This window comes from Roseomonas sp. CECT 9278, from assembly GCF_918698155.1.
Lineage (GTDB): Bacteria > Pseudomonadota > Alphaproteobacteria > Acetobacterales > Acetobacteraceae > Neoroseomonas.
Window position 1 is genome coordinate 1 of the sequence record NZ_CAKKLX010000011.1, and the last position, 23,437, is coordinate 23,437.

Sequence of the window (23,437 nt, forward strand, 5' to 3'; positions counted from 1 at the left end):
CCGCCGCACCGGAGCCCGCCGGGGCGGCGCGCGCCCCGGCCGGGCCGCGCCCCGCCCCCGCCGCCCATGGCCGCGTCATCCCGGACCTGCCCCTGCCGGCGGCCGCGGCGCGCGTCTATCGCGGGGAGCTCGCCGTCGCGGTCGACCATCTGATCGTCGGCGGCACGGATTGGCGGCAGGTGCGCGGCACGCTGGCGATGGCCGACGGCACGGCGCGGCTGCGCGGCTTCTCGGCGGTCACGCCGGGCGGGCCGGTGCGCGGGGAGGCGACGCTGAACGCCGCCGCCGATCCGCCGCGCGTCGCGCTGTCCCTGCGCAGCGAGGGGCGCGGGCTGGACCTGTCGGCGCTGCGCCGGGCGCGCGGCGAGGCCACCGGGATCGAGGGGCGCGCCGAGATCATCCTGAACTTCACCGGGCAGGGCGCGACCACGCGCGCCGTCGCGGCGACGCTGTCGGGGGAACTCGGCCTCGCCGTCGTGGAGGGCCGGCTGGCGCATGAGGGGCTGCTGCGGCTCGGGCCGGACCTGGTGCGGCTGCTGATGCCGGGCGCGCCGCGCGAAGGGCTGGCGCTGCGCTGCCTGGCGCTGCGCATGTCGGCCGAGGCCGGCATGGCGCGCAGCCAGGCGCTGCTGGTCGAGACCTCGGCCGGCAAGATCGACGGCGTGCTGGCGGTGAACCTGCGGACCGAGGCGCTGGCCGCGCGGCTGCTGCCCGACGTCACGCTGCTCGGCATCCGGGTGCGCGCGCCGGTGGGCATCGGCGGCACGCTGGCCACGCCGCGCGTGGGCGTGGAGCCCGGCCGCGCGCTGGGCCAGGTGATCGAGGACACGGTGGCGAACCGGCTGTGGCGCGACCCGACGGTGGAGTGGCTGCGCGGGCAGGTGGGCGGCGGCGCGCCGGCGGGGGATTGCGCGACGCAGCTGCGCCTCGCGCGGATGGGCGCCGACGGGCCGGTGCCGGCGGCCGAACGCTTCGTGCCCGGCGTGCCGCGCGAATTGCAGGGCACCACGCAGGAGGTGCTGCGGGGCTTGGGCGGCATCGGCGGGGCGCTCGGCGGCGCGGTGGGCGGGCTGCTGGGCGGTGGGCGGCGATGAAGCGGTTCTGGGACCACGCCGTCGCGGTGCGCCGGCCCGAGGGCGGCCACGCCGTGCTGCTCGACGGCAAGCCGCTGCGGCTGCCGGGCGGCGCGCCGCTGGCCACGCCATCCGCCCCGCTGGCCGAGGCGATCGCCGCCGAATGGGATGCCGCCGGCGGGCGGAAGGGCGGCGAGATGTCGATGGAGGCGGTGCCGCTGACCCGCCTGCTGGGCAGCGCGCAGGACCGCGTGGCGGCCAATCCCGGCGCCATGGTCGAGGGCTTGGTCAAATACGGCGAGACCGACCTGCTGTGCTACCGCGCCAGCGATCCCGCGCTGGCGGCCGAGCAGGCGCGGGACTGGCAGCCGCTGCTGGAGTGGGCGGCGGCGACGCATGGCGCGCCGCTTTCGGTGACCGAGGGGCTGATGCCGGTGGCCCAGCCGGCCGGGAGCCTGGCGGCCCTGCGCACCGCGGTCGCCGCGCATGGGGCCGAGGAACTCGCGGCGCTGGGCGTCGCGGTGCCGGCGCTGGGCAGCCTGGTGCTGGGGCTGGCGCTGTCGGCCGGTCGGGTCACGGCGGAGCGCGCCCATGCGCTGTCGGTGCTGGACGAGACGTTCCAGGAACGCCGCTGGGGCGAGGATTCCGAGGCCGCGATCCGCCGCGCGCGCGGTGCGGCGGATGTGGCGCTGGCGGGGCGGTTCCTGGCGTTGGTGCGGGCGTGAGGGCCCGCCACGTGGTGATCCGCGGCCGCGTGCAGGGCGTGGGCTATCGCGACTGGATGGTGCGGGAGGCGACGCGCCTGGGCGTGCAGGGCTGGGTCCGCAACCGCCCGGATGGCGCGGTCGAGGCGCTGGTGGATGGCGAGGAGGCCGCGGTGCAGGCGCTGCTGTCGGCCTGCCGGCGCGGGCCGCTGCTGGCGCGGGTCGACGACATCACGGAGGATTTCGCGGAAGCGCCGGAGGGGCCGGGCTTCACGCGGCGGTAGCTGCGGTCAGCCGCCGAACACCACCCGGTGCATCACCCGCCCCGGCGTCAGAGTCAGCGCGCCGGTGATCAACAGCGCGCCGAGATACAGCCCCAGCATCGTCGCGCGATGCCGCCGCACATGGCCACGCCGCGCCGCCAACACCGCCAGCGGCAGCAGCACCGCCACCAGCGCCACCAGGCCATGGATCCAGGACCACCGCCCCGCCCCGGCGCGCCCGGTGATGCCCAGCGCCGAGGCGGCCGTCACGCCCATCAGCACCACCCAGGCCCAGCCCAGCGCGCGGTGGCGCGGGTCGCCCTTGGGCAGCAGGAATTGCGCGGCGCCGAGCGGGATCGCCGCCATCGCGGTCGCGGCGTGCAGCCGCACCACCAGGGGCGCGGCAAGGAGCGGGTCGAGCGTCACGCCGCGACCCTATCGACGCCGCAGCGCGAATGCCAATGGCGGAATCGCGCGACGGCTTGACGGCGCCTGCCGCCGTGCGACAGGACATGGAAACGCCGGAAGGAAATGCCCATGACGCAGCGTCGCCGCGCCCTGCTCGCCGCCGCCGCCCTGCCTGTCGCCGCGCCGGCCCGCGCCCAGGCGCGCCAGGTCCGCATCGTGGTGCCCTTCGCCGCCGGCGGCGCCGTCGATTCCGCCGCGCGCGTGATCCTGCCGCGCAACGGCGTCCGTCCGGCGGCGGCGCTCGCGGCCGGGAAACGCGCCGGCGGGTCGGTCGGCGGGGCAGAGGCCATGCGCGCCGCCGATATCCGCATCGAATGAGGCCGCCCCCGGCGCCGCCGGGCGCCGCGCCACGCAAGGTGGCCGCCCGGTCATCCTACTCCGCCGCGACCGGCCCCGCCGCGGTCGCGGCAGGCCAGGACGACGGGACGCCGCCGGCGCTGCCGCCCGGCCAGCCGGAACGCCCTGCGGCGACCGCCGGCATCGGCCACCTGCCGGTGGTTGCCATGGCGCTGGCGGCGCTGGCGGGGCTGATGGTGGCGGGCGGCGCCGGCACGCTGCATGGCGGGCAGGTCGGCCTGCGGGAAGCGCGCCTGGTGCCGGCCATGCTGGGTTTCGTCGCGCTGCTGCTGCTGCGCGACAGGCTGCGCGGCTTCGGCCCGGCCGCCGGCTGGGTGGTGCTGGGGGCCGCGGCCGCGGCGGCGCTGGGCGTCGTGAGCGACGGCTTCGGCCGCTATGGCTGGCTGCCGGGCGTCGGCCCCACCACGGCCGAGCGCGACAACGAGGTGGTCTGGTGCTTCACCGTGGCACTGGTGGCCTGGCACCGCGCGGCCTGGCGCTGGGCGGGGCCCTTGCTGGCCGGCTGCGTGGCGACCACGCGCATCGGCGGCTACGGCCAGGTGCTGGTGCCGCTGGTCGACGAACCGGGGCTGTACGATGCGGTGGTGCTGGCGCTCAGCCTGGCGTCGGGCTTCGCGGCGGGGCTGCTGGTGGTGCTGGCGGTGGGGTGGGTGATCTTCGTGCTGTGCCGCGTGCCGGGGCGCCGCGTGGCGCCCGGACGGATGCTGGCGGTGCTGGCGGTGGCGGCCGGGATCGGGCACATGCTGCTGCCGTGACCATGCAGCATGAGCAACCCCGTGGCGGCCGGGCCCGGCGGCTGATCGCCCTGGGTGCCGCGCTGGCGGCGCTGGCCGGCGGCGCGGCGGCGCAGGAGGATATCCGCGCCGTGCTGGGCCAGCCGGTGCTGGCGCTGGCGCAGCGCGCCGAACTGACCACCGGCCTGCGCTTCAACAGCGGCGGGCATCGCGGCCCGCTGGCGGCGCGGTTGCGCGACCCCGGCCCGCCGGTGGCGCTGGCCGATGGCCGCTGGCTGTTCGGCTTCGGCTGCATGGCGCAGGGTTGCCGGGATGGCGGCGCCTTCCTGGCCTATGACACCCAGGACGAGCGGATGTTCCTGCTGCTGACCGACAACGGCGCGGTGCGGCTGTCCGTGCCGCCCGATCCGCGCGCCTGGCCCGAGGCGCTGCGCCCCGGGCTGCGGGACTTCGTGCCCGCGCTGGCGGAGGCGATGGGCCCGCGGCCCTGACGGGGCGGGCCGGACGGTCTGCCACCGCATCAATCTCTGGTTCATCCCCTGGCATGCATTGTCCCGCCGCTCAAAAGGTCCTTGGGGGGACGCATGCCGCCTGCCGCCACCGCCGATGTCGACGCGCATTTCGATGCGGCCGTGGCATCGCTGCGCAGCTTCGGCCTGCCGCCGACGCCGCAGAACTACGCCATCTGGTACGAATACCATGCCGGGCGGAACGACGCGCTGCGCCGCGCGCTGACCGTGGCGCTGACCAATCGCCGCAGCATCGACAGCCACATGATGGCGGAACTCCATGACCTGTTCTTCGCCGACACCGTCGAACGTCGCGTCGCGCGCGAAGCGCGCGCGACCCTGCGCGAGGCCGCCGGGCGCATCCTGGAGGCCGGGGTCGATGCCGAACGCTATGGCGAGACACTGAGCGAGGCCGCCGTCACCATCGACGGCGACAGCAGCGGCCTGGCGGCGATGATCGCCCGCCTGGCCGAGGAGACCACCGCGCTGTCCGCCCGGTCGGCGGAACTGGGCCAGGCGCTGCGGCAGTCGGGCGACCGCATCGCCGACCTCGAGAAGAAGCTGGCCGCGGCGCACGACGCCGCGCTGACCGATTCGCTGACCGCCCTGCCGAACCGCCGCGCCTTCGACGCGATGGTGCGCGAGCATGCCGGCCTGGCGATGAACACCGGGGAGGCGCTGTCGCTGCTGATGGTCGACATCGACCACTTCAAGCAGGTGAACGACGCCTGGGGCCATGCGGTGGGCGACGCGGTGCTGCGCCTGGTGGCCGCGACGCTCGACCAGCAGCGCCCGCCCACGGCGCGGGTGGCGCGCTATGGCGGGGAGGAATTCGCCATGCTGCTGCCCGCCACCCCCCTGCACGAGGCTGCGGGCCATGCGGAGCGGCTGCGCGGCACGCTGGCGGCGCGGCGGATCAGCCTGCGCGCCAATGCGGCCCCGATCGGCAGCGTGACCGTGTCGGTCGGCGCGGCGCGCTACGAACCGGCGGAGCCGATCAGCGTGTGGATCGAGCGCGCCGACGCCGCGCTGTACCGCGCCAAGCGCGAGGGACGGAACCGCGTGGTGGTGCTGGACGGCGCGGCCGCCGCTACAGGTTGATCCCGCGCGCGGCCAGCGCCTTCAGGAAGTTCGGCTCGGGGTTGGGCAGCGGCGGCAGGTCCCACGACCCGGTGCCGATCGGGCGGATATCGCGGTCCACCGGAACCTCGACCAGATAGGGGCAGTTGGCCTTGATCGCGGTCTGGATGGCGTCCTCCACCTCGCCGGCATGGGTCACGCGGTGGGACGGCACGCCGTAGGACTTCGCCATCATCGCGAAGTCGGGGCTGTAGAGCTCGCCGCTGCGCTGGACCTCGAAGGCGGTGGCCAGTTCGCGGCCGCCGAACATGCCGTGCTGGATGTCGCGGATCGAACAGAAGCCGTTGTTGTTCCACACCACCCAGACGACCGGGATGTCGTATTCGACGGCGGTGGCCAGCGCATGTGGCGTCATCAGGAAGGATCCGTCGCCCACGACCGCGACGCAGGGGCGGTCGGGTGCTGCCAGCTTTGCACCCAGGATGCCGGAGGTCGCGAAGCCCATCGCCGCGAAGCCCCAGGAATGGATCAGGTGGCGCGGGCGCAGCGTGTCCATCAGCTGGATGATCCAGTTGTGGTGCACGCCGACATCCGAGGCGACGACGGCGTTCTCCGGAATGGCACGCGAGAGCGCGCGCATCAGGCGTTCCGGGCGCAGCGGCATCTGGTCGGATTGCGCGAGGCCGTCCTGGTATTCGCGCCAGACGGTGCGGCCGCGGTCCAGGCGTTCGATCCAGGGCGCGATGCTGCGTCCTGCGTTCAGCCGCGGGCGTGCCGCCTCGGTCAGGAATTCCAGGCTGGCTTTCGCATCGCCCAGGATGCCGTATTCGGCCGGGTAGTTGCGGCCGATCTCGCTGGGGTCGATGTCGATCTGGATCAGGCGGGATGGTGGGATCGACAGCGTATAGCCATCGAGCCAGGCGGAGGTCGCGCGGTCGTCGAACGAAAAGCCGATGGCGAGGATGACATCGGCGTTGCGCGTCGCGTCGTTCGCCGCATAGGCGCCGTTGCGCCCGGTGGCGCCGAAGGCGAGCGCATGGCGGTCCGGGATCGCGCCCTTGCCGTTCGGGCTGGTGACGACAGGAATGCCGGTCAGTTCCGCGAAGGCCAGCAGCGTATCGCAGGCATGGCCGATGATGACCCCCTGCCCCGCGATGATGACCGGCTGCTTCGCGCCCAGCAGCAGGTCGAGCGCCGCGGAGAGCTCCGCCGGATTGCCCGGCGCGCCGTTGATCATGCGGCTCGGCGCATCCGACGGCGCGTAGGCCGTTTCCTCCACGAAGACATTCAGCGGCACATCCAGGTTCACCGGCCCTGGCCGCCCGGCGGTCAGCTGGTCCCAGGCCTGCGTGATCGCGAGCGGCACCATGTCGGCGCGCGTCGGCTGGTAGGACCGCTTCACATAGGGGCGCACCACCGAGGGGAAATCGCCCTGGAAATGCCGCCCCGTCTCCTGGAACGGCCCGCGGTTGAATTGCTGCGTCGGCACATTGCCGGTGATGGCCAGGAAGGCGCTGCTGTCCATCATCGCCGCCGCCAGTGCCACTACCATGTTCGCCGAACCAGGCCCGCAGGAGGTGAAGGTCGCGACAGGTTCCCCGCGCACCTTGTAGTAGGCATCCGCCATGTGCCCGGCGGTCTGCTCGTGGTGTGTGGAGACCGTGCGGATGCGGTTCTGCGCCTTGAAGGCCGCATCCATGAAGCCGGTGATGCCGTGCCCGCACAGGCCGAACAGGTAGGGCACCTTCCGCCGCACCAGGTGGTCCACGATGATGTCGGCGCCGTTCATCAGCGCCGCCTTGCTGCTGCCGTCCATGGTCGTCTTCCTGTGTTTCAGGCGGCCGCCACGGAGGGGCTGCCGAGCATGCGGGAGATGCGCGCGGCCGATGCCTTCACGCGCGGGATCAGCGCGGCGATGCGATCGGGATCCATGCGCGAGGCGGGCGCGGAAATCGCCACCGCCGCGGTCGGGCGTCCCGACCGGTCGGTGATGGGTGCCGAGAGGCAGCGCAGGCCGATCTCGATTTCCTCGGCATCGCGCGCGAAGCCGTCGAGGCGCACGCGGTGCAGCGCCTCGCGCAACGCACCGGCCTGGGTGATGGTGTTCGCCGTGAAACGCGGCAGGCCGTGCTGGGCGACGATGGCATCGACCTCGGCATCCGGCAGGTAGGCCATCAGCACCTTGCCCAGTGCGCTGGCATGGGCCGGGCTGCGCTTGCCGACCGCGGAGTGCATCCGCACCGCATGGGTGCCGTCCACGATCTGCACGGTGACGACCACGCCTTCGTGCAGGATGCCGACATGCACCGTCTCGCCGGTGGATTCCGCGAGATCCTGCAGGGGCGGCAGGGCCTGCCAGCGGAGCTGTTCGTTGCGCATCGCCGCCGCGCCCAGGGCTTGCAGGCGCAGCCCGAGCGCGTAGCGGCCCGTCGCTGCGTCCTTCACCAGGTAGCCGAAGCCTTCGAGCGTGTGCAGCACGCGGAACACCGTCGCCTTGTTCTGCGACAGGTGGGCCGCGAGGTCCGACAAGCTCCAGCTATCGCGTTCGGCGAAGCAGTCCAGCACCTCGAGCCCGCGATGCAGGGAGGCGAGCAGATAGGGGTCCTTCCCGCCGCGCGGGGGGGGATCGTCGGGCATCGGGCCTCCTGGCTTCTCGCCGCGTGAGCAGATCGCGGGGCGAAACGCATTCGGGTGCATTCTACACTTGACGGTCCATTCTGAAAAGCGTTTCGCTGGGCGCAACAGAAACGATCCGATCGGGAGGATAACGACATGAACCGCCTTCTCGCCGCCGCGGCGGCCTTGCTGCTGGCCTGCGCGGCGCTACCCGCCCGCGCGCAGGACTTCCCGGCACGGCAGATCACGATGATCGTCGTCTTCGCCCCCGGCGGCGCCACCGACGTGCTGGCGCGCATCGTCGCGGAACACATGACGCGCACGCTGGGCCGGCCGGTGGTGGTGGAGAATATCTCCGGCGCCGGCGGCACGATCGGCGGTGCTCGGGGCGCGCAGGCGGCGCCCGACGGCTACACGCTGACGGTCGGCAGCCTTGGCAGCCATTCGGCCGCGCCGTCGATCTATCGCTCGATCGCCTATGATCCGCGGGAACTGCAGCCGATCGGGCTGATCGCAGGCACACCGCTGTTCTTCGTGGTGCGCAACGGGCACCCGGCGCGCACGCTGCAGGATTTCCTGGCGATGGCGCGGGCCAATCCCGGCAGCGTCACCAACGGGCATGCCGGGATCGGGTCCACCAACCACCTGGCCTGCGCGCTGTTCCAGCACCTCGCGCGCGTCGAGTTGAACAACATCCCGTATCGCGGCGAAGGCCCCGCGCTGAACGACGTGGTGGCGCAGACGGTCGACAGCGCCTGCCTGCTGGCACCCGCCGCGGTGCCGCAGATCGCCGCCGGCACGATGCGGGGCCTGCTGACGGGTGCCGCCACGCGCAACCCGAATGCGCCGGGCGTGCCTTCGGCACCGGAAGCCGGCTTGCCGGACTACATCTTCCAGGGCTGGAACGCGGTATTCGCGCCGCGCGGCACGCCGGCACCGGTGGTGGCGCGGCTGGACCAGGCGCTGCGTGCAGCGCTGGCCGACCCCGTCATCATCCAGCGCATCCAGGCGCTGGGGTCGATCCCCGCGGCGCCCGAGGCGCAAGGGCCCGACGCGCTGGCGCGGTTGGTGCGCGCCGAAGTGGATCGCTGGGCGACCGTGGTGCGCGCGGCGGGCATTCAGCCGCAGTGACCGCTACATGGCGAGGTCGCTCGCCAGGTGGAACAGGCAATCCCCGCGCTTGGTGCGCGCGGGGATGCGCTTGCACATGACGATGCCGGCGGCCCTGAAGGCGATCTCGACCGGCGGCAGCCAGGGTGTCTCGGGGATGTGGATGCGCGCGGCCGGCGTGCCGGGCGTGACCGTGTCGCCGAGTTCGACCAGCGGTTCGAAGACGCCGTTCTCCGGCGCATAGACATACATCTCAGGACCGCGCACATCGAGGAAGCGTGTCGGCGCAGGCGGTTCGACGTGGTGTTCGCCACCCAGAATGCCCAGATGCGCGAGCAGGTTCCGCAACCCGCGCTCCGCGATGGCGAGGCCCGAGGCATTCACCGCACCCGCGCCGCCAAGCTCCGTGCCGAGCGAAATGCGCCCGCGCCGGTCCGCCCCGCTGCCGAGCGTCTGGTCCCCGCCCTGCCCCTGCGCGCCGCCCTGGATGTAGGTGTAGGGCGCGCCGAAGGCACGCAGCGCGGCGAGCTGCTTCTGGTACAGCGCCGGATCGGCCGACTGCTTCGCCAGCGCCGTCGGGATGTAGTTCAGCGACGAGCCGCCCGAATGCAGGTCGATCACCAGCTCCGCCAGCGGGATGAGTTCGCTGTCGATGTAATGCGCGATCTGCCGCGTGACCGTGCCGTCCGGGTCACCGGGGAAGATGCGGTTCATGTTGAGGTCGTCGATCGGCGAGACGCGACGCCCCGCCAGCGCCGCCGGGTAGTTCGCCATCGGCATCATGATGACGCGGCCGCGGATCTTCTCGGGCGTCAGCCACTTGATCAGGTTGGTGAGCGCCACCTGGCCTTCGTATTCGTCGCCATGATTGCCCGAGGTGAACAGCGCAGTCGGGCCCTCGCCGTTCTTCACCACCACGATCGGGATCGGCAGGAAGCCGTAGGCGCTGTCATGCGTCGAATGGAACAGGCGAATGAAGCCGGTCTGCTTGCCGTCCTTCCCGAAATCGACTTCGGGGATCAGGCGCGACTTGCGGGGTTCGGACATGGCGATCCTCAGGAACTGATCAGGTGGCAGGCGACCTGGTGGCCGGGCGCGGGTTCGACCAGCGGCGGCGCGCGTTCCCGGCAAACCGGCATGACGTGCGGGCAGCGCGTGTGGAAGCGGCAGCCAGCGGGCGGGTTGAGCGCGGAGGGAATGTCGCCGGCGATGCGCTGGCGCTTGCCGCGCGACCGCTGCGCCGGGTGCTGCGCCGGCACCGCGGCGATCAGCGCCTGGGTATAGGGATGCAGCGGCGCGGCGTAGATCGTGCGCTTGTCCGCGACCTCGACCACCTTGCCGAGATACATCACCGCCACGCGGTCGGAGATGTGGCGCACCACCGACAGGTCATGCGCGATGAACAGGTAGGTCAGGCCCATCTCGCGCTGCAGGTCCTGCAGCAGGTTGACGATCTGCGCCTGCACCGAGACGTCGAGCGCGGAGACCGCCTCGTCGCAGACGATCAGGCGCGGATGCAGCACCAGCGCGCGCGCTATGCCGATGCGCTGGCGCTGGCCGCCGGAGAATTCATGCGGGAAGCGATCCAGCGCGCGCGCAGGCAGGCCGACCTTCTCGAGCATCTGCGTGACCTTGCGGCGCGTGTCGGCACCTTGCTTCGCACCGTGGATCAGCAGCGGCTCGGCAATGATGTCCTCGACCGACATGCGCGGGTTGAGCGCGCCGTAGGGGTCCTGGAAGATGATCTGCATCGACCGGCGATGCGCGCGCATCTCCATCCGCTTCAGCGCGGTGATGTTGGTGCCGTCGAAGGTGATGCGCCCGGCGGTCGGTTCGATCAGCCGGATCAGCAGGCGGCCGAGGGTGGATTTCCCGCAGCCGGATTCGCCGACCAGGCCAAGCGTCTCGCCAGCGTTGATGATCAACGCCACGTCATCGACCGCGCGCAACAGCAGCGGCTTGCGCAGGCCGAAGAACCCGCCGCCGCCGACCTCGAAGGCCTTGGACAGGTTGGTGGCGCTGACCAGCGGGGCGGTCATGCCGGCGCCAGTTCCTTAGCGCGGAAGCAGGCGGCGGTATGGCCGGGTTCCAACAATTCGAGAGGCGGAACCGCCGCGGCGCAGGCCGGCTGCGCGTTCTGGCAGCGCGGGCCGAAGGCGCAGCCCGGCGGGCGGCGCGCCGGGTCGGGCAGCGTGCCGGGAATGGCGACCAGGCGCGCGCGGTCCTCGGTGAGGGACGGCACGCATTCCAGCAGCCCGCGCGTATAGGGATGCAACGGCCGGTCGAAGATGGTGGCGACCGGCGCTTCCTCGATGACGCGCCCGGCATACATGACCAGCACGCGGTCGGCGGTCTCGGCGATCACGCCCATGTTGTGCGTGATGATGATGATGGCCATGCCGAATTCGTCGCGCAGGTCCATGAGCAGGTCGAGGATCTGCGCCTGGATGGTGACATCCAGCGCCGTTGTCGGTTCGTCCGCGATCAGCAGCTTCGGGTTGCAGGCGAGCGCCATGGCGATCATCACACGCTGGCGCTGGCCGCCCGACATCTGATGCGGGTAGTCGTCCAGCCGCCGCGCGGCGGACGGAATGCCGACCTTGTCCAGCATGGTGATGGCGCGCTTGCGGAGGTCCGCCTGCGACAGGCGTTCATGCGCGGCGATGGTCTCCATGATCTGGTCGCCGATCGAGAAGACCGGGTTCAGCGAGGTCATCGGCTCCTGGAAGATCATGGCGATCCCCGGGCCGCGGATGCGCTGCATGTCGCGTTCGGCCATGCGCGTCAGCTTCTGGCCGTTGAAAGTGACTTCGCCCGCCGCAATTCGCGCCGGCGGGCGCGGCAGCAGGTCCATGATGGTCAGCGCGGTGACCGACTTGCCCGAGCCTGACTCGCCGACGATGCCGAGGATCTCGCCTTCCTTCAGCGAGAAGGACACGTCCTCGACGGCGTTGATCTCGCCGCGACCGGTCATGAAGGCGGTGGTGAGGCCGCGGACGTCGAGCAGCGTCACTGTTGTATCCTGAGCCGTGGGTCGAGCACGTCGCGCAGCCCGTCACCGAGCAGGTTCAGCCCCATCACCGTGATCATCAGCGCCACGCCGGGGATGGTGATGATCCAGGGCGCCTCGCGCATGAAGTCGCGGCCCTCGGCCATGATATTGCCCCAGGTCGGCGTGGGCGGCACGGCACCGACGCCGAGGAAGGACAGCGTGGCCTCGCTCAGCACCGCATAGGCGAACAGGAACGACAACTGCACGATCATCGGCGCCATGGCGTTGGGCAGGATGTGGTGGCGCAGGATACGCCAATGGCCCGCGCCGGCGGCGACGGCGGCCTGCACGTATTCCATCTCCCGCAGCACGATGACCGACGACCGCACGATGCGCGCGGTGCGCGGGATGTAGACGATGGAAAGCGCGAGGATGACGTTGAGCGTCGACGGCCCCAGCACCGAGGTCACGGCGATGGCGAGCAGGATCGCCGGGAAGGCCATCAGCGCGTCATTCACCCGCATCAGCGCGTTGTCGAGCCGCTTGAAGTAGCCCGCCGCCGCGCCGATCAGCGTGCCGAAGACCGCGTTCAGCGCGACGACCGAGGCGCCGATGATCATCGACAGTTGCGCCCCCCAGACCACGCGCGACCACAGCGACCGGCCGAAATTGTCGGTGCCGAACAGCCAATTGCTGTCGGGCGGCAGGAACTTGTTGCGCATCGACAGCCGCTGCGGATCGACGGCCGTGATCCAGGGCGCGGCCGCGGCGATGACAGCGATGATGCCGAACAGCACCAGCCCCGTGACGAACAGACGATGGCGGAGCAACCGCCGCAGCGTCGCGCGCGCGGGGTGCTCGCGGGTCTCGGCGATGTCTTCCGCGTCACTCATGACGCACCCGCGGGTCGAGCACGGCATAGAGCGTATCCACCGTGATGTTCACCAGCACCAGGAAGGTGGTCACCAGCAGCAGCCCGCCCTGCACCATCGGGTAGTCGCGGTTCAGCACCGCCTGGGTCAGCAGTTGGCCCATGCCGGGAATGGAGAACAGCGCCTCGGTCACCACGGCGCCGGACAGCAGCAGTGAGACAATGATGCCGACCACGGTGACGATGGGGATCAGCGCATTGGCCAGCGCGTGCTTCAGGATCACGCGCCGCTGCGGCAGGCCCTTGGCCTTGGCGGTGCGGATATAGTCCTGGCGCAGCACCTCCAGCATGGAGGACCGCGTGATGCGCGCGAGCAGCCCCGCCTGCAACAGCGCCAGCGAGAAGGCCGGCATGGTCATGCTGGCGAACCAGCCCGACGGGCTCTCGCGGAAGGCGACATAGCCGCCGGAGGGCAGCCAACCCAGATGCACCGCAAACAGGATGATCATCAGCAGGCCGAGGAAGAAGTTCGGCACGCTGATCCCGATCATGGCGAACATCATCGCCGCCTGGTCGATCCAGGTGTTCTGCTTCAGCGCCGCGATGATGCCGCTGGCGATGCCGATCAGCAGCGTGAAGACCAGCGCATAGAGCGACAAGGCGATGGTGACAGGCAAGCGCTCCATTGTGGCGGCAAACACGCCCTTGCCCAGCAGCAGCGACCGCCCGAGGTCACCGCGCGCCAGCCCCTCGTAGTAGTGCACCAGCTGCATCCAGATCGGCTCATCGAGGCCGAGGTCGCGGCGCAGTTGTTCGATCTGCGCCGGCGTGGCCGCGATGCCGGCGATGGCGGCAGCGGGGTCGCCCGGGATCAGCCGCATCAGCCCGAAGGTGATCAGGCTGACGATCAGCAGGACCGGCAGCGCGGAGAAGAGCCGCCGGACGAGAACGCCGAACACGCTAGCGCGTGATCCAGACGTTGGAGAAGCGCGGGATGCGGAAAGGCACGTAGCCCTGCACATTCGACCGCACCGCCTGCACCTTGGTCAGCGACCCGAAGGGATAGGCATAGGCGCGTTCCAGAACCAGGCGCTGCATGTCGGCAAACGCCTGCTGCCGCGCCGCCGGGTCACGCTCGTTGTTCATGCGGTTCCAGGCGGCGAGCACATCCGGGTCGTCCTTGTCGTCCCGCGGGCGGTAATTCGCACCCGGCGCGACCAGGAACTGCATCGTCGCCAGCGCACCCAGCGCCGGCTGCGTGCCCCAGCCCGAATGGAAGAAATGCCACTCGTCGCTGTTCACCCGCTGCGACATCTGCACCGAGGTCGGCCAATCCACGACGCGCAGATTGGCGTTGATGCCGATGGCGCGCAGCTGCTGCTGCATGACCAGCGCCGCGTTGTACATCGGCGGATAGTCGCGGTTGGTCAGGATGATGATGGGCTCGTTGCGATAACCGGATTCGCGCAGCAGCGTGCGCGCGCGCGCAGGGTCGTTGATGTTGTAGGTCTCGCGCCCCGCATCGGTGAAGGACGGCTGGTTCGGGTACTGGAAGCCGACGTTCAGGCGGTAATTGCCGTCCGTCGCCGCATCCATGATGTCTTCCATGCCGAGCGCGGCCTGCACGGCGCGGCGGAAGGCCAGGTTGGCGGTCGGCCCATGCGCGGTATTGGGCAGCGCGATCTGGATCCACCAGTTCTGCAGCGGCAGGATGGTGATGGCGCTGTTGCGGCGCAGCGTGTCGAGCGAGCGCGTCGGCACGTCCTCCACCGCCTGCAGCGCGCCCGTCTCCAGCCCGGCCACGCGCGCGCTGGCTTCCGTCACGATGCGGAAGGTCACGGTGTCCACGCAGGCCACGCGATAACCGCCGAAGCCGGTGCGCTGCTCGAAGGCGGTGTTAGGGCTGTAGGCGTCGAAACGGCCGAGCCGCGCATGGCTACCGGGCACGAATTCCAGCAGGCGGAAGGGGCCGGTACCGACGGCGCGCAGCTGCTGCCGGTCGTCGTTCTCGTGCTCGGACGGGATCACCACGATCGGCACGGAGAAGGAGGACAGCGCCTCGATGAAGGTCGGCTGCACCTGCTTCATGCGGATGACGAAGGTGCGCGGGTCGGGCGTGTCCCAGCCCGCCACGTTGTCGAGCGTGCTGCGCTGCAACCCGATGCGGTTGTAGCGGTTGAAGGACGCCGCGACATCGGCCGAGGTCAGCGGCTTGCCGTTGTGGAAGGTCACTCCCTGCCGCAGGCGAAAGGTGTAGGTCAGGCCGTCGCCCGATTCCTCCATGCTCTCCGCGAGTTCGAGGATGGGACGGTTGTTCTCGTCCCGCGTCATCAGCGATTCGTACATGTTCATCGCGATGTTGCGGGTCGAGATGGTGCTGGACGTCATCTGGTCCAGCGAGTTCACGTTGGCTTCCTGCCCGAACACGATGTCGCCGCCGCGCGACGGGCAGGTGAAGGGCGCGGCCATGGCGGGCAGCGCGACAGTCGCGGCGAAGGTGGACGCTAGCATCAGGCGCTTCATGGGCGTGGTCTCCCGGAAAGGCGTGGCGTCAGTCCAGGCCAAAGCCTCGCGCGCGGGCGGGGGCGCGTCAACACGCCTTCACGGGGCAGCGAAGCGGCGCAGCACATTCTCCATGATGCGGCTGACATCGCCCTGGAAGGCGCCGTCCTGCCACAGGCTGCCGCACCAGGTGATCGATCCGGTGGTAAAGACGGCGCCGCCGCCGGGTGTGTCGAAGTACACGACCTCGGCGCGCTTCAGCGCATCCGCCTTCTCGCCGCTGATGGTGGTGATATGGGAGAGCAGTTCCTCCGGCACGGTCACGAAGGAGGCCGGCGGGTCCTCCGATCGCGCCAGGATCGCCGTGCCGCCCGGCGTGCCGAGCGCGGGGTCGGCGCGGTCGAGCTCGAAGCCCGCGGCGCCGCCGCCGGACAGGCCATAGCCGCCGAAGATCTCGCCCGTCACGCCCCCGAAGATCCAGGCGTGGCGCGGGTCGCGCGCGGCGGGCAGCAGGCGATAATGCGTGCCCTCGAACAACCCCTGCCCCGAGAAGCCGACGCCCGCCAGCATCTGCGGCGGGCGCCGGTTGCGCCGCCACAGCCCGCCATAGGCGCCATCGGTCTGGTGCCAGTACTCGCCCGGTTCCGCCGCCCAGGCACGAATGCCGCCTTCCGACCGACGCAGCTCCATCACGCCCGGCAGCGTCTGCGTCACCGCGATGCGCCAATAGAAGCCGTTGCCACCGAGGTACATCAGCCGCCCGCGCCCGCGCGTATAGGCGGCCAGCGCATCGAGCGTCTGCAGCGTGTGGTACTCGGGATGCGAACCCGTCATCACCACCCGGTAGTTGTCCAGCAGCGCGACGCCTTCTTCGTGCAGGTCCTCGTCGGTGATGACGTCGAAGGCGATGCCCTTCGCCTCCAGCCAGGCGAGGATGTGCGTATCCGCCGGGTAGTGCCGCAGCCCGGAACCGCGCGCGTCGTTGAAGGTGAGGTAGCCCGGCCGCATCGTCAGGATCGGTCGCAGCCGCGAGGAGAAACCGATGCCGCTGCCATCCGGATGCTTGTTGTAGGTCGATCGCCCATAGATCGGGTAGTCGTCGGCATTGTGCGGATAGGCGCCCCAGGCCGCGACGCGCGCGCGATACGCCGCATCCGCATTGCCGCGCGCGTGGTTGGCGTAGGCCTGGTAGGTGAAGGTGGACGCCAGGAACGCGACCGGCGCGCTCGCCGTGCCGCGTGGCGGCAGCACATAGAGCGGCACCCGGTCCTCGCCGCCCTCGCATTTCAGGTGCAGCGCATAGGCGCCGCTGCGCAGATCCGCCGGCACCTCGAAGAAGAAGGTCGTGTGCCAGCCGCAATCGCCCAGGTCGTCGGCGTGGAAGTGGATGGCGGCGTAGTCCTCGGGCGCATGGCGCCAGCACATCTCGCGCCCCGACCAGCGGGCGCCCACCACGGCGCGCGTCGGGACATTCACCAGATGGCCGTCGCAGCCCTGCGGGCCGATGTCGAGGATGCGCTGGGTCGGGATGTCGCGCGCGAAATCCCAACGCGCGACCAGGTCGGCGTCGTCGTCGGTCCAGGATTCGCTGAAGCGCGCGTGCAGCGCCGGCGCCTCGGTCTTGCCCGTCAGGTGACCGCCGGCGGGCCGCGCGCCATTGGCCGCTATGGTGATGCGTCCGCTGCCATCGGGCAGGCGCAACCCGGCGATCATCCCGCGCACCACCGTGGCCGTGCCATCCAGCGGCTGCAGTCCCACCACCACGCATCCCGTCGCCGGATCGCCGCTGGTCCAGACGCGATGCCACTGCCGCAGCGCAGGAAGCCGGCCCGTAGCGACGACGATGCTGCCCGCCTCGCCGGTGAAGCTGGCCGCGAGGCCATCGGGACCGCATGACAGGGTAACGGTCGCGCCATCCTGCGTCTCCGCCAGCACGGTCGCGCCATCAGGGGGCTGCGCCGCGAGCCACACCAACGCCGACCAGGTGCAGGGCCCGCTGTCGCGGCGCGGCGCGCGCGGCACCACGGCGCAGGAGCCCGCATGGATCGGCTGGTGCTTCGCTTCGAAGGTGATGTCGAAGCGATGCGACAGGTCCTCGAAGCGCAGGCCCGGGCCGTGCGGGTTCGGATCGCCGCAGATCACGCGCACCAGGCGCGCCCGCGCGGTGCCGCCGTCGCGCATGCTGGCCTTGACGGCGAAACGTTCGCCCGGCCGGCGGGAGAACCGGTCGAGATACGCGGTGATCGGCAGTTCGGCGATCGGCGGCGACATGGCGATGCTCCTGCGGCAATCGCGGAGCCTCGGCCGTGGCGCCGGCGGCCGTCAATCCGCCGGTGGCGGGTCCGCGCGGATCGTGCCAGCCTTCATGTTGACCGATCAGCGAGGACAGCCATGGCGAACCTGGTCCAGACCCTCACCGACAGCCGCGCCGACGACCGCGAATGGGCGCTGCGCTGCGACATGGCGGCGGTGTTCCGCATCGGCGCGCGGCTCGGCTGGAACGAGCATATCGGCAACCACAATTCGCTGATGCTGCCGGACAGTGCCGAGCCGCTGTTCCTGATCAACCCGCGCGGCTACCTGTTCCAGGAACTGCGGGCGAGCGACCTGATCGTCTGCGACCTGGAGGGCCGCGTGGTGCGCGGCAAGGGAGAACTCCGCAAGGTCGCCTTCCACATCCATTGCCGCATCCACCTCGCGAACCCCGCCGCGGCCTGCGTGGTGCACGTCCATCCGCGCTGGCTGACGGCGCTGTCGATGCTGGAGGATGTCGAGTTCCCGCTGTCGCATCACAACTCGCTGCTGCTGAACGACCGCACGGTCTATGACGCTTCCGGCGACGCGCCGGTGCATTCGAACGACGAAGGCGACCGCATCGCGCGGCTGATGGGCGACAGGACCATCATGGTGATGCGTGGCCATGGCGTGACGGTGGTCGGCCCCACCGTGCACGACGCCTTCGACGAGACCTACATGGCCGAGCGCACCACCATGTACCAGATGACCGCGATGCAGACCGGGCGGAAGCTGCACGCGCTGCCGGATTCCGCGCGCCGCCATCATGCCGGGCCATGGGGGGAGAAGCTCGATGCGCGCCTGCACCTCGATGCCTGGCGCCGCGTGCTGGATCGCGAGGAAGCCGACTACGCGACGTAGCCGCTACAGCCCGAACAGCGCGCGGCCGGGGATGGCGTCGATCAGGCTGCGCGTATAGGCGCTTCGCGGATCGGCGAAGACAGCGCCGATCGGTCCGGCTTCCTCGACCACGCCGTTGCGCATCACCGCGACCTCGTCACACAGCTGCGCCGCCACGCGCAGGTCATGCGTGATGAACAGGATCGACAGGCCAAGCCGCGCCTGCAATTCCCGCAGCAGCGCCAGCACCTGCGCCTGCACGCTGACATCCAGCGCGCTGACAGGTTCATCGGCCACCAGCACCTGCGGCTTCATCGCCAGCGCACGCGCGATGCCGATGCGCTGGCGTTGCCCGCCGGAGAACTCATGCGGGTAGCGATCCACCGCATCGGGATCGAGGCCGACCAGCGCGAACAGGTCACGCGCCTCCCGCTGTGCCGCGACCGCCGGCGTGCCGGCCGCGATCGGCCCCTGCGCCACCTGCGCCCCGGCGCGCCGGCGGGGGTTCAATGACGCGTAGGGGTCCTGGAACACCATCTGCACAAGGCGTGCGGCATCGCGGCGGCGCTTGGGCAAGGGCGCGCCGCCGATCACCACCTGCCCGCCATCGTTGCCCAGCAGGCCCACCACGCAGCGTGCGAGCGTGGATTTGCCCGACCCGCTCTCCCCCACCACCGCCAGCGTGCTGCCACGCTTCAGCGTGACGGACACATCGTCCAGCGCGCGCACCGGCTTGCGGCGACGGAACAGCCCGCGCGAGACATAGGTCTTGGTCAGGCCGCGCACCTGCAATACCTCGTCGGACGACAGCGCGCGCGCCGTCGGCGCGTGCAGCCCCGGCACGGAGGCGAGCAGCGCCTTCGTGTAGTCGTGCCGCGGGTTGGTCAGCACCTCGCGCGCCGTGCCTTCCTCGACCACGCGGCCCAGGCGCATCACGGCGACGCGGTCGGCGATCTCCGCCACCACGCCGAAGTCATGCGTGATGAACATCACCGCCGTGCCGTGGCGGCGCTGGAGGTCCTTGATCAGCGCCAGCACCTGCGCCTGCGTCGTCACGTCCAGCGCGGTGGTAGGCTCGTCGCAGACCAGAACCTCGGGTTCGAGCGCGAGTGCCATGGCGATCATCACGCGCTGGCGCTGACCGCCGGAGAGCTCATGCGGGAAGGCACGCAGCGCGCCCTCGGGGTCGGGCAGGTTCACTTCGCGCAGCGCGGCCAGCGCCCGGCGCTCGGCCTCGCGCGCATCGAGGTTCATGTGGACTCGCCACATCTCGCCGATCTGCGCGCCCACGCTCATCAGCGGGTTCAGCGCGGTCATGGGTTCCTGGAACACCATCGCGATGCGGCGGCCGCGGATGGCGCGCCAGGCCTCGGGGGACTGTGCGCGGAGGTCCTCGCCCGACAAAGCCATGCGGCCGGCGGCGATGGACAGGCCCGGCGCCAGCAGCCCCATCACCGCCGATGCGGTGACCGACTTGCCCGACCCGCTCTCGCCCACAACGCACAGGATTTCTCCGGCCGCGACGGAGAGCGACACATCCTCGATGGCGTTGTCGCGATCGGCGCCACGCGGCAGGCGGATGGTCAGGCCCTCGACGACCAGGCGGCTCATCGCCCGCTCGCCAGGCGCGGGTTCAGCGCGTCGTTCAGCCCCTGCCCCACCAGAGAGACGCCGAGGATGGTCAGCAGGATCGCGACACCCGGGATGGCGGAGACGTACCATTCGGTGCGCAGCACGGATCGCCCCAAGCCGATCAGGTTGCCCCAGGAGGGCACGTTCGGGTCCGACAACTGCAGGAAGGCCAGCGCCGATTCCAGAAGAATCGCCACCGCCATCACGACCGAGGCATAGACGATCACCGGCGGCAGTGCATTCGGCAGCACCTCGCGCAGGATCAGGTGCGCATCGCCCAGCCCCTGCACGCGGCAGGCCTGCACGAAATCCCGCGTGCGCAGCGTAAGGAACTCGGCGCGCGTCAGCCGCGCGACCGGCGGCCAGGACACCAGGCCGATCGCGACCGTCACCGTGCCCATGGTGCTGCCGAACACCGCGACCAGTACCAGCAGGAGCAGGAAGTTGGGCAGGGTCTGGAAGGCCTCGGTCACGCGCATCAGCAGCGTGTCGACGATGCCGCCATAGAAGCCCGCCACCGCGCCGATGGCGATGCCGATCACCACCGCGATCGACGTGGCCACCACGCCGATCAGAAGCGATATCCGCGCGCCATGAAATAGCTGCGCCGCGATGTCGCGCCCCGACGGATCGGTGCCCAACGGAAAGCGCGGATTGGCGCCGGGCCATTGCAGCGGCCGTCCCGCCAGGCCCAGCGGATCGGCGGGATAGAACCACGACGCACCCAGGCCCATCACCAGTACCGCCAGCAGGATGACCGTGCCGATCAACGCCGCCTGGCTGCGCAGATACGCCTTGGCCGCGCGCATCAGGACCCGGACGCAATGCGCGGATCGAGCCGCGCATAGAGGATGTCCACGACGAAGTTGATGCTGATGACCAGCAGCGCCGAGACAAACACGATGCCGAGCAACGTGTTCAGGTCCCGCTGCACCACGGATTCATACGCGAGCCGCCCCAGGCCCGGCAGGGAGAATACGCTCTCCACCACCACCGATCCGCCCAGCATTGTACCGGCCTGCAAGCCGATCAGCGTGACCATCGGCAGCATCGCGTTGCGCAGCACATGCCGCGCCACCACGCGCGTCTCGGACAGCCCCTTGGCGCGCGCCGTCCGCACGAAATCCAGCGACAGCACTTCCAGCATCGAGGCCCGCATGATGCGCAGGTAGATCGCCAGAAAGATCAGCCCCAGCGTCAGCGTCGGCAGCACCAGGTGCCGTGCCGTGTCCAGCACCGCCGCGATGCCGGTGTAGGATTGCGTGATGTCGCCGAAACCGCCCGCCGGCAGCCATTGCAGGTACACGCTGGACACCACGATCGCCATCAGCCCGAACCAGAAGGATGGCGTCGCGTAGAAGATCAGCCCGAGCGTCGAGATCAGCGTATCCGGCCAGCGGTTCACGCGCCGTGCCGCCACCACCCCCAGCACCAGCCCGAAGAAGAAGGCGAAGGACAGCGCCGAGATCATCAGCAGGATGGTCGGCGGCAGCCTCTCCAGGATCACGGTGGCGACCGGCTTGCCATAGATGGCCGAAAAGCCGAGGTCGAGCGTCAGCAGCCGCAGCATGTAGCGCCCGAGCTGCGCCGCGATGCCAACGTCCAGCCCGTAGAAGCGGCGCAGTTCCTCGGCAAGCGCGGCGTCGCCGCCGCCCATCTGCGCCATCAGCGCATCGACCGTGTCGCCGGGTGCCAGTTGCAGCAGCAGGAACATCCCCGCCAGGATCAGCAGCAGCGTCGGCAGCGATGCCGCGAGCCGCCGCAGCGCGAGGCCAAGGACCCTCAAGACGCCAGCCAGGTATCGTGCCAGGAGGACGACGCCCAGCGCGGATTGTTCCCCGCATTGCGGATGCGCCGGTTGAACACCGAGACGAAGATCTGCTCGATCGGCATCCACAGCGGCAGCTCGGTCTGCACCGACCGCACGAAGTCGGCGTAGAGCGCCTTCCGCTTCTCCGGATCGACCTCGGTCGCCGCGTTGTCGATGATCCCGTCGATGGTGGGATCGGTCCAGCCCCACTGATTGGTCCAGGGTGCGCCGCGCGGGCTGCCCGAACGGTACCACACCGTCGTGCTCACCGCCGGGTCGGAACGGTACTGGTGCCAGCCCGATGCCAGGTCGAAGTTCCAGTCATTGTAGACCGTGCGCAGGAAGCCCGCGGCATCGAGGCGCACGACTTCCACGCGGATGCCGACCTGGCTCAGCGACTGCTGGATGAAGGTTGCCCACAACGCGATGTCTTCGCCCCACGGCGCAGGGTTCAGCCGCAGGTTGAAACGCACGCCGCCGGCGCCGCGGCGATGCCCGGCCTCGTCCAACAGGCGGTTCGCCAGCGCCACGTCGAAGCCGTATTGCGGCATGCCCGCGCCCGGATAGTAATCCGTGGACACGCTCGGGATCGGCCCCGTGCCCGGCTTCGCGAAGGGGCCGAGGAAGTTCTCGATGAAGAACGGCACGTTCAGCGAATGCGCGATCGCCTTCCGCACGCGAATGTCGGCCAGGATTGGATTGCGGAAGTTGAACTCCAGCGTGTTGGTGCGGACATTGCCTTCATTGCCGCGCGTCGTGCTCTCGAAACGCGGGTCTCGCCCGAGCCGCTGCATGTCGGCGATCGACAGCGCCGAATACGGACTGAACAGCAACTGCCCGGATTCCATCTGCGCCGCCGCCGCCGCGCGATCCCCCACCACGCGCCACACGATGCGATCCAAATACGGCATGTTGTTGCGCCAGTAATTGGGATTGCGCTCGGCGATGATGTGCTGGCCGCGTTCGTACTGCACGAACTTGAAAGGCCCGGTGCCGATCGGCGCGGTGTTGGCCGGGTTCTGCCGGATGTCGCCGGTCTCGAACACATGCTTGGGCGAGATGTACCCGAGGTCCGGCATGGCACGCAGCAGCAGCCCCTGCGGCATCGGGCGGGAATACCGGAACACTGCGGTATGCGCGTCGGGCGTCTCCACCGCTTCCAGGAACTGCTGCAGCGTGGTGCCGTAGTTGAGGATCTTCTTCCACATCTCCATCGCGGTGAACTGCACGTCGGCGGAGGTGAAGGGCTTGCCGTCATGCCAGGTCACGCCGCGGCGCAGGCGGAAGGTATGCGTCAGCCCGTCCGGCGCGCTCTCCCAGCTCTCGGCCAGCACGCCCACCGGATTTCCCTGCGCGTCCAGGTCCAGCAGCGCCTCCTGGATCTTGCCACCCACGATGTAGACGCCGGTCGAGGCCTGCAGCGACGGGTTCAGGATCCGTTGCTCGGTGGCGAAATGCACCGTCAACACGCCGCCGCGCCGCGGCGTCTCCTGCGCCATGGCGGTCGCGGGGATCATCGTGGCGGCGCCGAGCAGGAAGGTCTCGCGGCGGGTCGGTCCGGTCATGGGTGCGTTCTCCTGT

General features: G+C 70.5%; 23 protein-coding genes. 9 read left to right on the forward strand and 14 right to left on the reverse strand.

The genetic code is table 11. From position 1 onward, the window contains the following. From LQ222_RS09445 to LQ222_RS09455, 3 genes are all read left to right on the forward strand, one after another. Positions 1 to 1,094, forward strand: a 1,094-nt coding sequence (locus tag LQ222_RS09445; RefSeq protein ID WP_230166024.1) for an AsmA-like C-terminal region-containing protein, incomplete at its 5' end; no start/stop codon positions are given. Further along, entirely contained in the window at positions 1,091 to 1,798 is a 708-nt protein-coding gene (locus tag LQ222_RS09450) for an ATP12 family chaperone protein (RefSeq protein WP_230166025.1), read from the forward strand. The genes LQ222_RS09445 and LQ222_RS09450, both read left to right, overlap by 4 nt. Then, complete coding sequence (locus LQ222_RS09455) at positions 1,795 to 2,061, forward strand: acylphosphatase (RefSeq protein ID WP_230166026.1); 267 nt, start codon at positions 1,795 to 1,797, stop codon at positions 2,059 to 2,061. The genes LQ222_RS09450 and LQ222_RS09455 overlap by 4 nt, the downstream gene beginning before the upstream one ends. 6 nt (positions 2,062 to 2,067) lie before the next feature. Here the strand turns inward: LQ222_RS09455 and LQ222_RS09460 are convergent, their stop codons facing one another. Beyond that, positions 2,068 to 2,466 (reverse strand): DUF2306 domain-containing protein, encoded by a 399-nt coding sequence (locus LQ222_RS09460; RefSeq protein WP_230166027.1) that lies wholly within the window; start codon positions 2,464 to 2,466, stop codon positions 2,068 to 2,070. 111 nt (positions 2,467 to 2,577) lie between these two features. On the opposite strand from LQ222_RS09460, the gene LQ222_RS09465 reads away from it, so the two are divergent. The 4 genes from LQ222_RS09465 to LQ222_RS09480 all read left to right on the forward strand — a co-directional run bounded on the left by LQ222_RS09465 (position 2,578) and on the right by LQ222_RS09480 (position 5,209). After that, a complete protein-coding gene (locus LQ222_RS09465; RefSeq protein WP_230166028.1) occupies positions 2,578 to 2,826 on the forward strand; it encodes a hypothetical protein in 249 nt (82 codons plus the stop codon). Then, the gene (locus LQ222_RS09470) at positions 2,823 to 3,620 is read left to right on the forward strand and encodes a hypothetical protein (RefSeq protein ID WP_230166029.1); all 798 of its coding nucleotides are present in this window, start codon (positions 2,823 to 2,825) and stop codon (positions 3,618 to 3,620) included. Before LQ222_RS09465 ends, LQ222_RS09470 begins: the two co-directional genes overlap by 4 nt. Next, on the forward strand, positions 3,617 to 4,090 hold the full coding sequence (locus tag LQ222_RS09475; RefSeq protein WP_230166030.1) for a hypothetical protein: 474 nt from the start codon (positions 3,617 to 3,619) through the stop codon (positions 4,088 to 4,090). Before LQ222_RS09470 ends, LQ222_RS09475 begins: the two co-directional genes overlap by 4 nt. Before the next feature lie 93 nt (positions 4,091 to 4,183). Then, positions 4,184 to 5,209 carry a diguanylate cyclase gene (locus LQ222_RS09480; RefSeq protein ID WP_230166032.1) on the forward strand — a complete coding sequence of 342 codons (1,026 nt, stop codon included), beginning with the start codon at positions 4,184 to 4,186 and terminating at the stop codon, positions 5,207 to 5,209. Here LQ222_RS09480 and LQ222_RS09485 read toward each other — a convergent pair. Both LQ222_RS09485 and LQ222_RS09490 read right to left on the reverse strand, forming a co-directional pair. Then, positions 5,199 to 7,004 (reverse strand): thiamine pyrophosphate-binding protein, encoded by a 1,806-nt coding sequence (locus LQ222_RS09485; RefSeq protein ID WP_230166033.1) that lies wholly within the window; start codon positions 7,002 to 7,004, stop codon positions 5,199 to 5,201. The genes LQ222_RS09480 and LQ222_RS09485 overlap by 11 nt on opposite strands. A 17-nt stretch (positions 7,005 to 7,021) precedes the next feature. Further along, entirely contained in the window at positions 7,022 to 7,825 is an 804-nt protein-coding gene (locus LQ222_RS09490) for an IclR family transcriptional regulator (protein WP_230166034.1), read from the reverse strand. A gap of 135 nt (positions 7,826 to 7,960) precedes the next feature. On the opposite strand from LQ222_RS09490, the gene LQ222_RS09495 reads away from it, so the two are divergent. Beyond that, a complete protein-coding gene (locus tag LQ222_RS09495; protein ID WP_230166035.1) occupies positions 7,961 to 8,935 on the forward strand; it encodes a tripartite tricarboxylate transporter substrate binding protein in 975 nt (324 codons plus the stop codon). A 3-nt stretch (positions 8,936 to 8,938) separates the two neighbouring features. On the opposite strand, the gene LQ222_RS09500 is transcribed toward LQ222_RS09495, so the two are convergent. The 7 genes from LQ222_RS09500 to LQ222_RS09530 form a co-directional block, all read right to left on the reverse strand. Next, on the reverse strand, positions 8,939 to 9,961 hold the full coding sequence (locus LQ222_RS09500) for a succinylglutamate desuccinylase/aspartoacylase family protein (protein WP_230166036.1): 1,023 nt from the start codon (positions 9,959 to 9,961) through the stop codon (positions 8,939 to 8,941). 8 nt (positions 9,962 to 9,969) lie between these two features. Then, the gene (locus LQ222_RS09505) at positions 9,970 to 10,953 is read right to left on the reverse strand and encodes an ABC transporter ATP-binding protein (protein ID WP_230166037.1); all 984 of its coding nucleotides are present in this window, start codon (positions 10,951 to 10,953) and stop codon (positions 9,970 to 9,972) included. Further along, the gene (locus LQ222_RS09510; protein WP_230166175.1) at positions 10,950 to 11,888 is read right to left on the reverse strand and encodes an ABC transporter ATP-binding protein; all 939 of its coding nucleotides are present in this window, start codon (positions 11,886 to 11,888) and stop codon (positions 10,950 to 10,952) included. Before LQ222_RS09510 ends, LQ222_RS09505 begins: the two co-directional genes overlap by 4 nt. Before the next feature lie 35 nt (positions 11,889 to 11,923). Further along, the gene (locus LQ222_RS09515) at positions 11,924 to 12,799 is read right to left on the reverse strand and encodes an ABC transporter permease (protein ID WP_230166038.1); all 876 of its coding nucleotides are present in this window, start codon (positions 12,797 to 12,799) and stop codon (positions 11,924 to 11,926) included. Then, the gene (locus tag LQ222_RS09520) at positions 12,792 to 13,736 is read right to left on the reverse strand and encodes an ABC transporter permease (protein ID WP_230166039.1); all 945 of its coding nucleotides are present in this window, start codon (positions 13,734 to 13,736) and stop codon (positions 12,792 to 12,794) included. The genes LQ222_RS09515 and LQ222_RS09520 overlap by 8 nt, the downstream gene beginning before the upstream one ends. 1 nt (position 13,737) lies before the next feature. Then, positions 13,738 to 15,300, reverse strand: coding sequence for an ABC transporter substrate-binding protein (locus LQ222_RS09525; protein ID WP_230166041.1), 1,563 nt, complete (start codon positions 15,298 to 15,300; stop codon positions 13,738 to 13,740). Between the two features lie 78 nt (positions 15,301 to 15,378). Beyond that, entirely contained in the window at positions 15,379 to 17,550 is a 2,172-nt protein-coding gene (locus LQ222_RS09530; RefSeq protein ID WP_230166042.1) for a N,N-dimethylformamidase beta subunit family domain-containing protein, read from the reverse strand. Positions 17,551 to 17,670: 120 nt separating this feature from the next. Between LQ222_RS09530 and LQ222_RS09535 the strand changes: the two genes are divergently transcribed. Next, positions 17,671 to 18,435 carry a class II aldolase/adducin family protein gene (locus tag LQ222_RS09535; protein WP_230166044.1) on the forward strand — a complete coding sequence of 255 codons (765 nt, stop codon included), beginning with the start codon at positions 17,671 to 17,673 and terminating at the stop codon, positions 18,433 to 18,435. Between the two features lie 3 nt (positions 18,436 to 18,438). Here the strand turns inward: LQ222_RS09535 and LQ222_RS09540 are convergent, their stop codons facing one another. Genes LQ222_RS09540 through LQ222_RS09555 form a run of 4 tightly spaced genes read right to left on the reverse strand, consistent with a single transcriptional unit; the run spans position 18,439 to position 23,421 of the window. Continuing rightward, positions 18,439 to 20,025: an ABC transporter ATP-binding protein gene (locus tag LQ222_RS09540; RefSeq protein WP_230166046.1), complete on the reverse strand. Its 1,587-nt coding sequence runs from the start codon at positions 20,023 to 20,025 to the stop codon at positions 18,439 to 18,441. Further along, positions 20,022 to 20,855, reverse strand: coding sequence for an ABC transporter permease (locus LQ222_RS09545; protein ID WP_230166047.1), 834 nt, complete (start codon positions 20,853 to 20,855; stop codon positions 20,022 to 20,024). The genes LQ222_RS09540 and LQ222_RS09545 overlap by 4 nt, the downstream gene beginning before the upstream one ends. Further along, positions 20,855 to 21,832: an ABC transporter permease gene (locus LQ222_RS09550; RefSeq protein ID WP_230166048.1), complete on the reverse strand. Its 978-nt coding sequence runs from the start codon at positions 21,830 to 21,832 to the stop codon at positions 20,855 to 20,857. The genes LQ222_RS09545 and LQ222_RS09550 overlap by 1 nt, the downstream gene beginning before the upstream one ends. Then, complete coding sequence (locus tag LQ222_RS09555; RefSeq protein WP_230166049.1) at positions 21,829 to 23,421, reverse strand: ABC transporter substrate-binding protein; 1,593 nt, start codon at positions 23,419 to 23,421, stop codon at positions 21,829 to 21,831. The genes LQ222_RS09550 and LQ222_RS09555 overlap by 4 nt, the downstream gene beginning before the upstream one ends. Positions 23,422 to 23,437 lie beyond the last annotated feature (16 nt).

Excerpts from the sequence above, each read along its gene's own strand:
- LQ222_RS09450 (WP_230166025.1), top strand. The coding sequence starts at position 1,091 with ATGAAGCGGTTCTGGGACCACGCCGTCGCGGTGCGCCGGCCCGAGGGC.
- LQ222_RS09465 (WP_230166028.1), top strand. The coding sequence starts at position 2,578 with ATGACGCAGCGTCGCCGCGCCCTGCTCGCCGCCGCCGCCCTGCCTGTC.
- LQ222_RS09470 (WP_230166029.1), top strand. The coding sequence starts at position 2,823 with ATGAGGCCGCCCCCGGCGCCGCCGGGCGCCGCGCCACGCAAGGTGGCC.
- LQ222_RS09480 (WP_230166032.1), top strand. The coding sequence starts at position 4,184 with ATGCCGCCTGCCGCCACCGCCGATGTCGACGCGCATTTCGATGCGGCC.
- LQ222_RS09485 (WP_230166033.1), bottom strand. The coding sequence starts at position 7,004 with ATGGACGGCAGCAGCAAGGCGGCGCTGATGAACGGCGCCGACATCATC.
- LQ222_RS09490 (WP_230166034.1), bottom strand. The coding sequence starts at position 7,825 with ATGCCCGACGATCCCCCCCCGCGCGGCGGGAAGGACCCCTATCTGCTC.
- LQ222_RS09495 (WP_230166035.1), top strand. The coding sequence starts at position 7,961 with ATGAACCGCCTTCTCGCCGCCGCGGCGGCCTTGCTGCTGGCCTGCGCG.
- LQ222_RS09500 (WP_230166036.1), bottom strand. The coding sequence starts at position 9,961 with ATGTCCGAACCCCGCAAGTCGCGCCTGATCCCCGAAGTCGATTTCGGG.
- LQ222_RS09505 (WP_230166037.1), bottom strand. The coding sequence starts at position 10,953 with ATGACCGCCCCGCTGGTCAGCGCCACCAACCTGTCCAAGGCCTTCGAG.
- LQ222_RS09510 (WP_230166175.1), bottom strand. The coding sequence starts at position 11,888 with ATGACCGGTCGCGGCGAGATCAACGCCGTCGAGGACGTGTCCTTCTCG.
- LQ222_RS09515 (WP_230166038.1), bottom strand. The coding sequence starts at position 12,799 with ATGAGTGACGCGGAAGACATCGCCGAGACCCGCGAGCACCCCGCGCGC.
- LQ222_RS09525 (WP_230166041.1), bottom strand. The coding sequence starts at position 15,300 with ATGAAGCGCCTGATGCTAGCGTCCACCTTCGCCGCGACTGTCGCGCTG.
- LQ222_RS09530 (WP_230166042.1), bottom strand. The coding sequence starts at position 17,550 with ATGTCGCCGCCGATCGCCGAACTGCCGATCACCGCGTATCTCGACCGG.
- LQ222_RS09535 (WP_230166044.1), top strand. The coding sequence starts at position 17,671 with ATGGCGAACCTGGTCCAGACCCTCACCGACAGCCGCGCCGACGACCGC.
- LQ222_RS09540 (WP_230166046.1), bottom strand. The coding sequence starts at position 20,025 with ATGAGCCGCCTGGTCGTCGAGGGCCTGACCATCCGCCTGCCGCGTGGC.
- LQ222_RS09545 (WP_230166047.1), bottom strand. The coding sequence starts at position 20,855 with ATGCGCGCGGCCAAGGCGTATCTGCGCAGCCAGGCGGCGTTGATCGGC.
- LQ222_RS09555 (WP_230166049.1), bottom strand. The coding sequence starts at position 23,421 with ATGACCGGACCGACCCGCCGCGAGACCTTCCTGCTCGGCGCCGCCACG.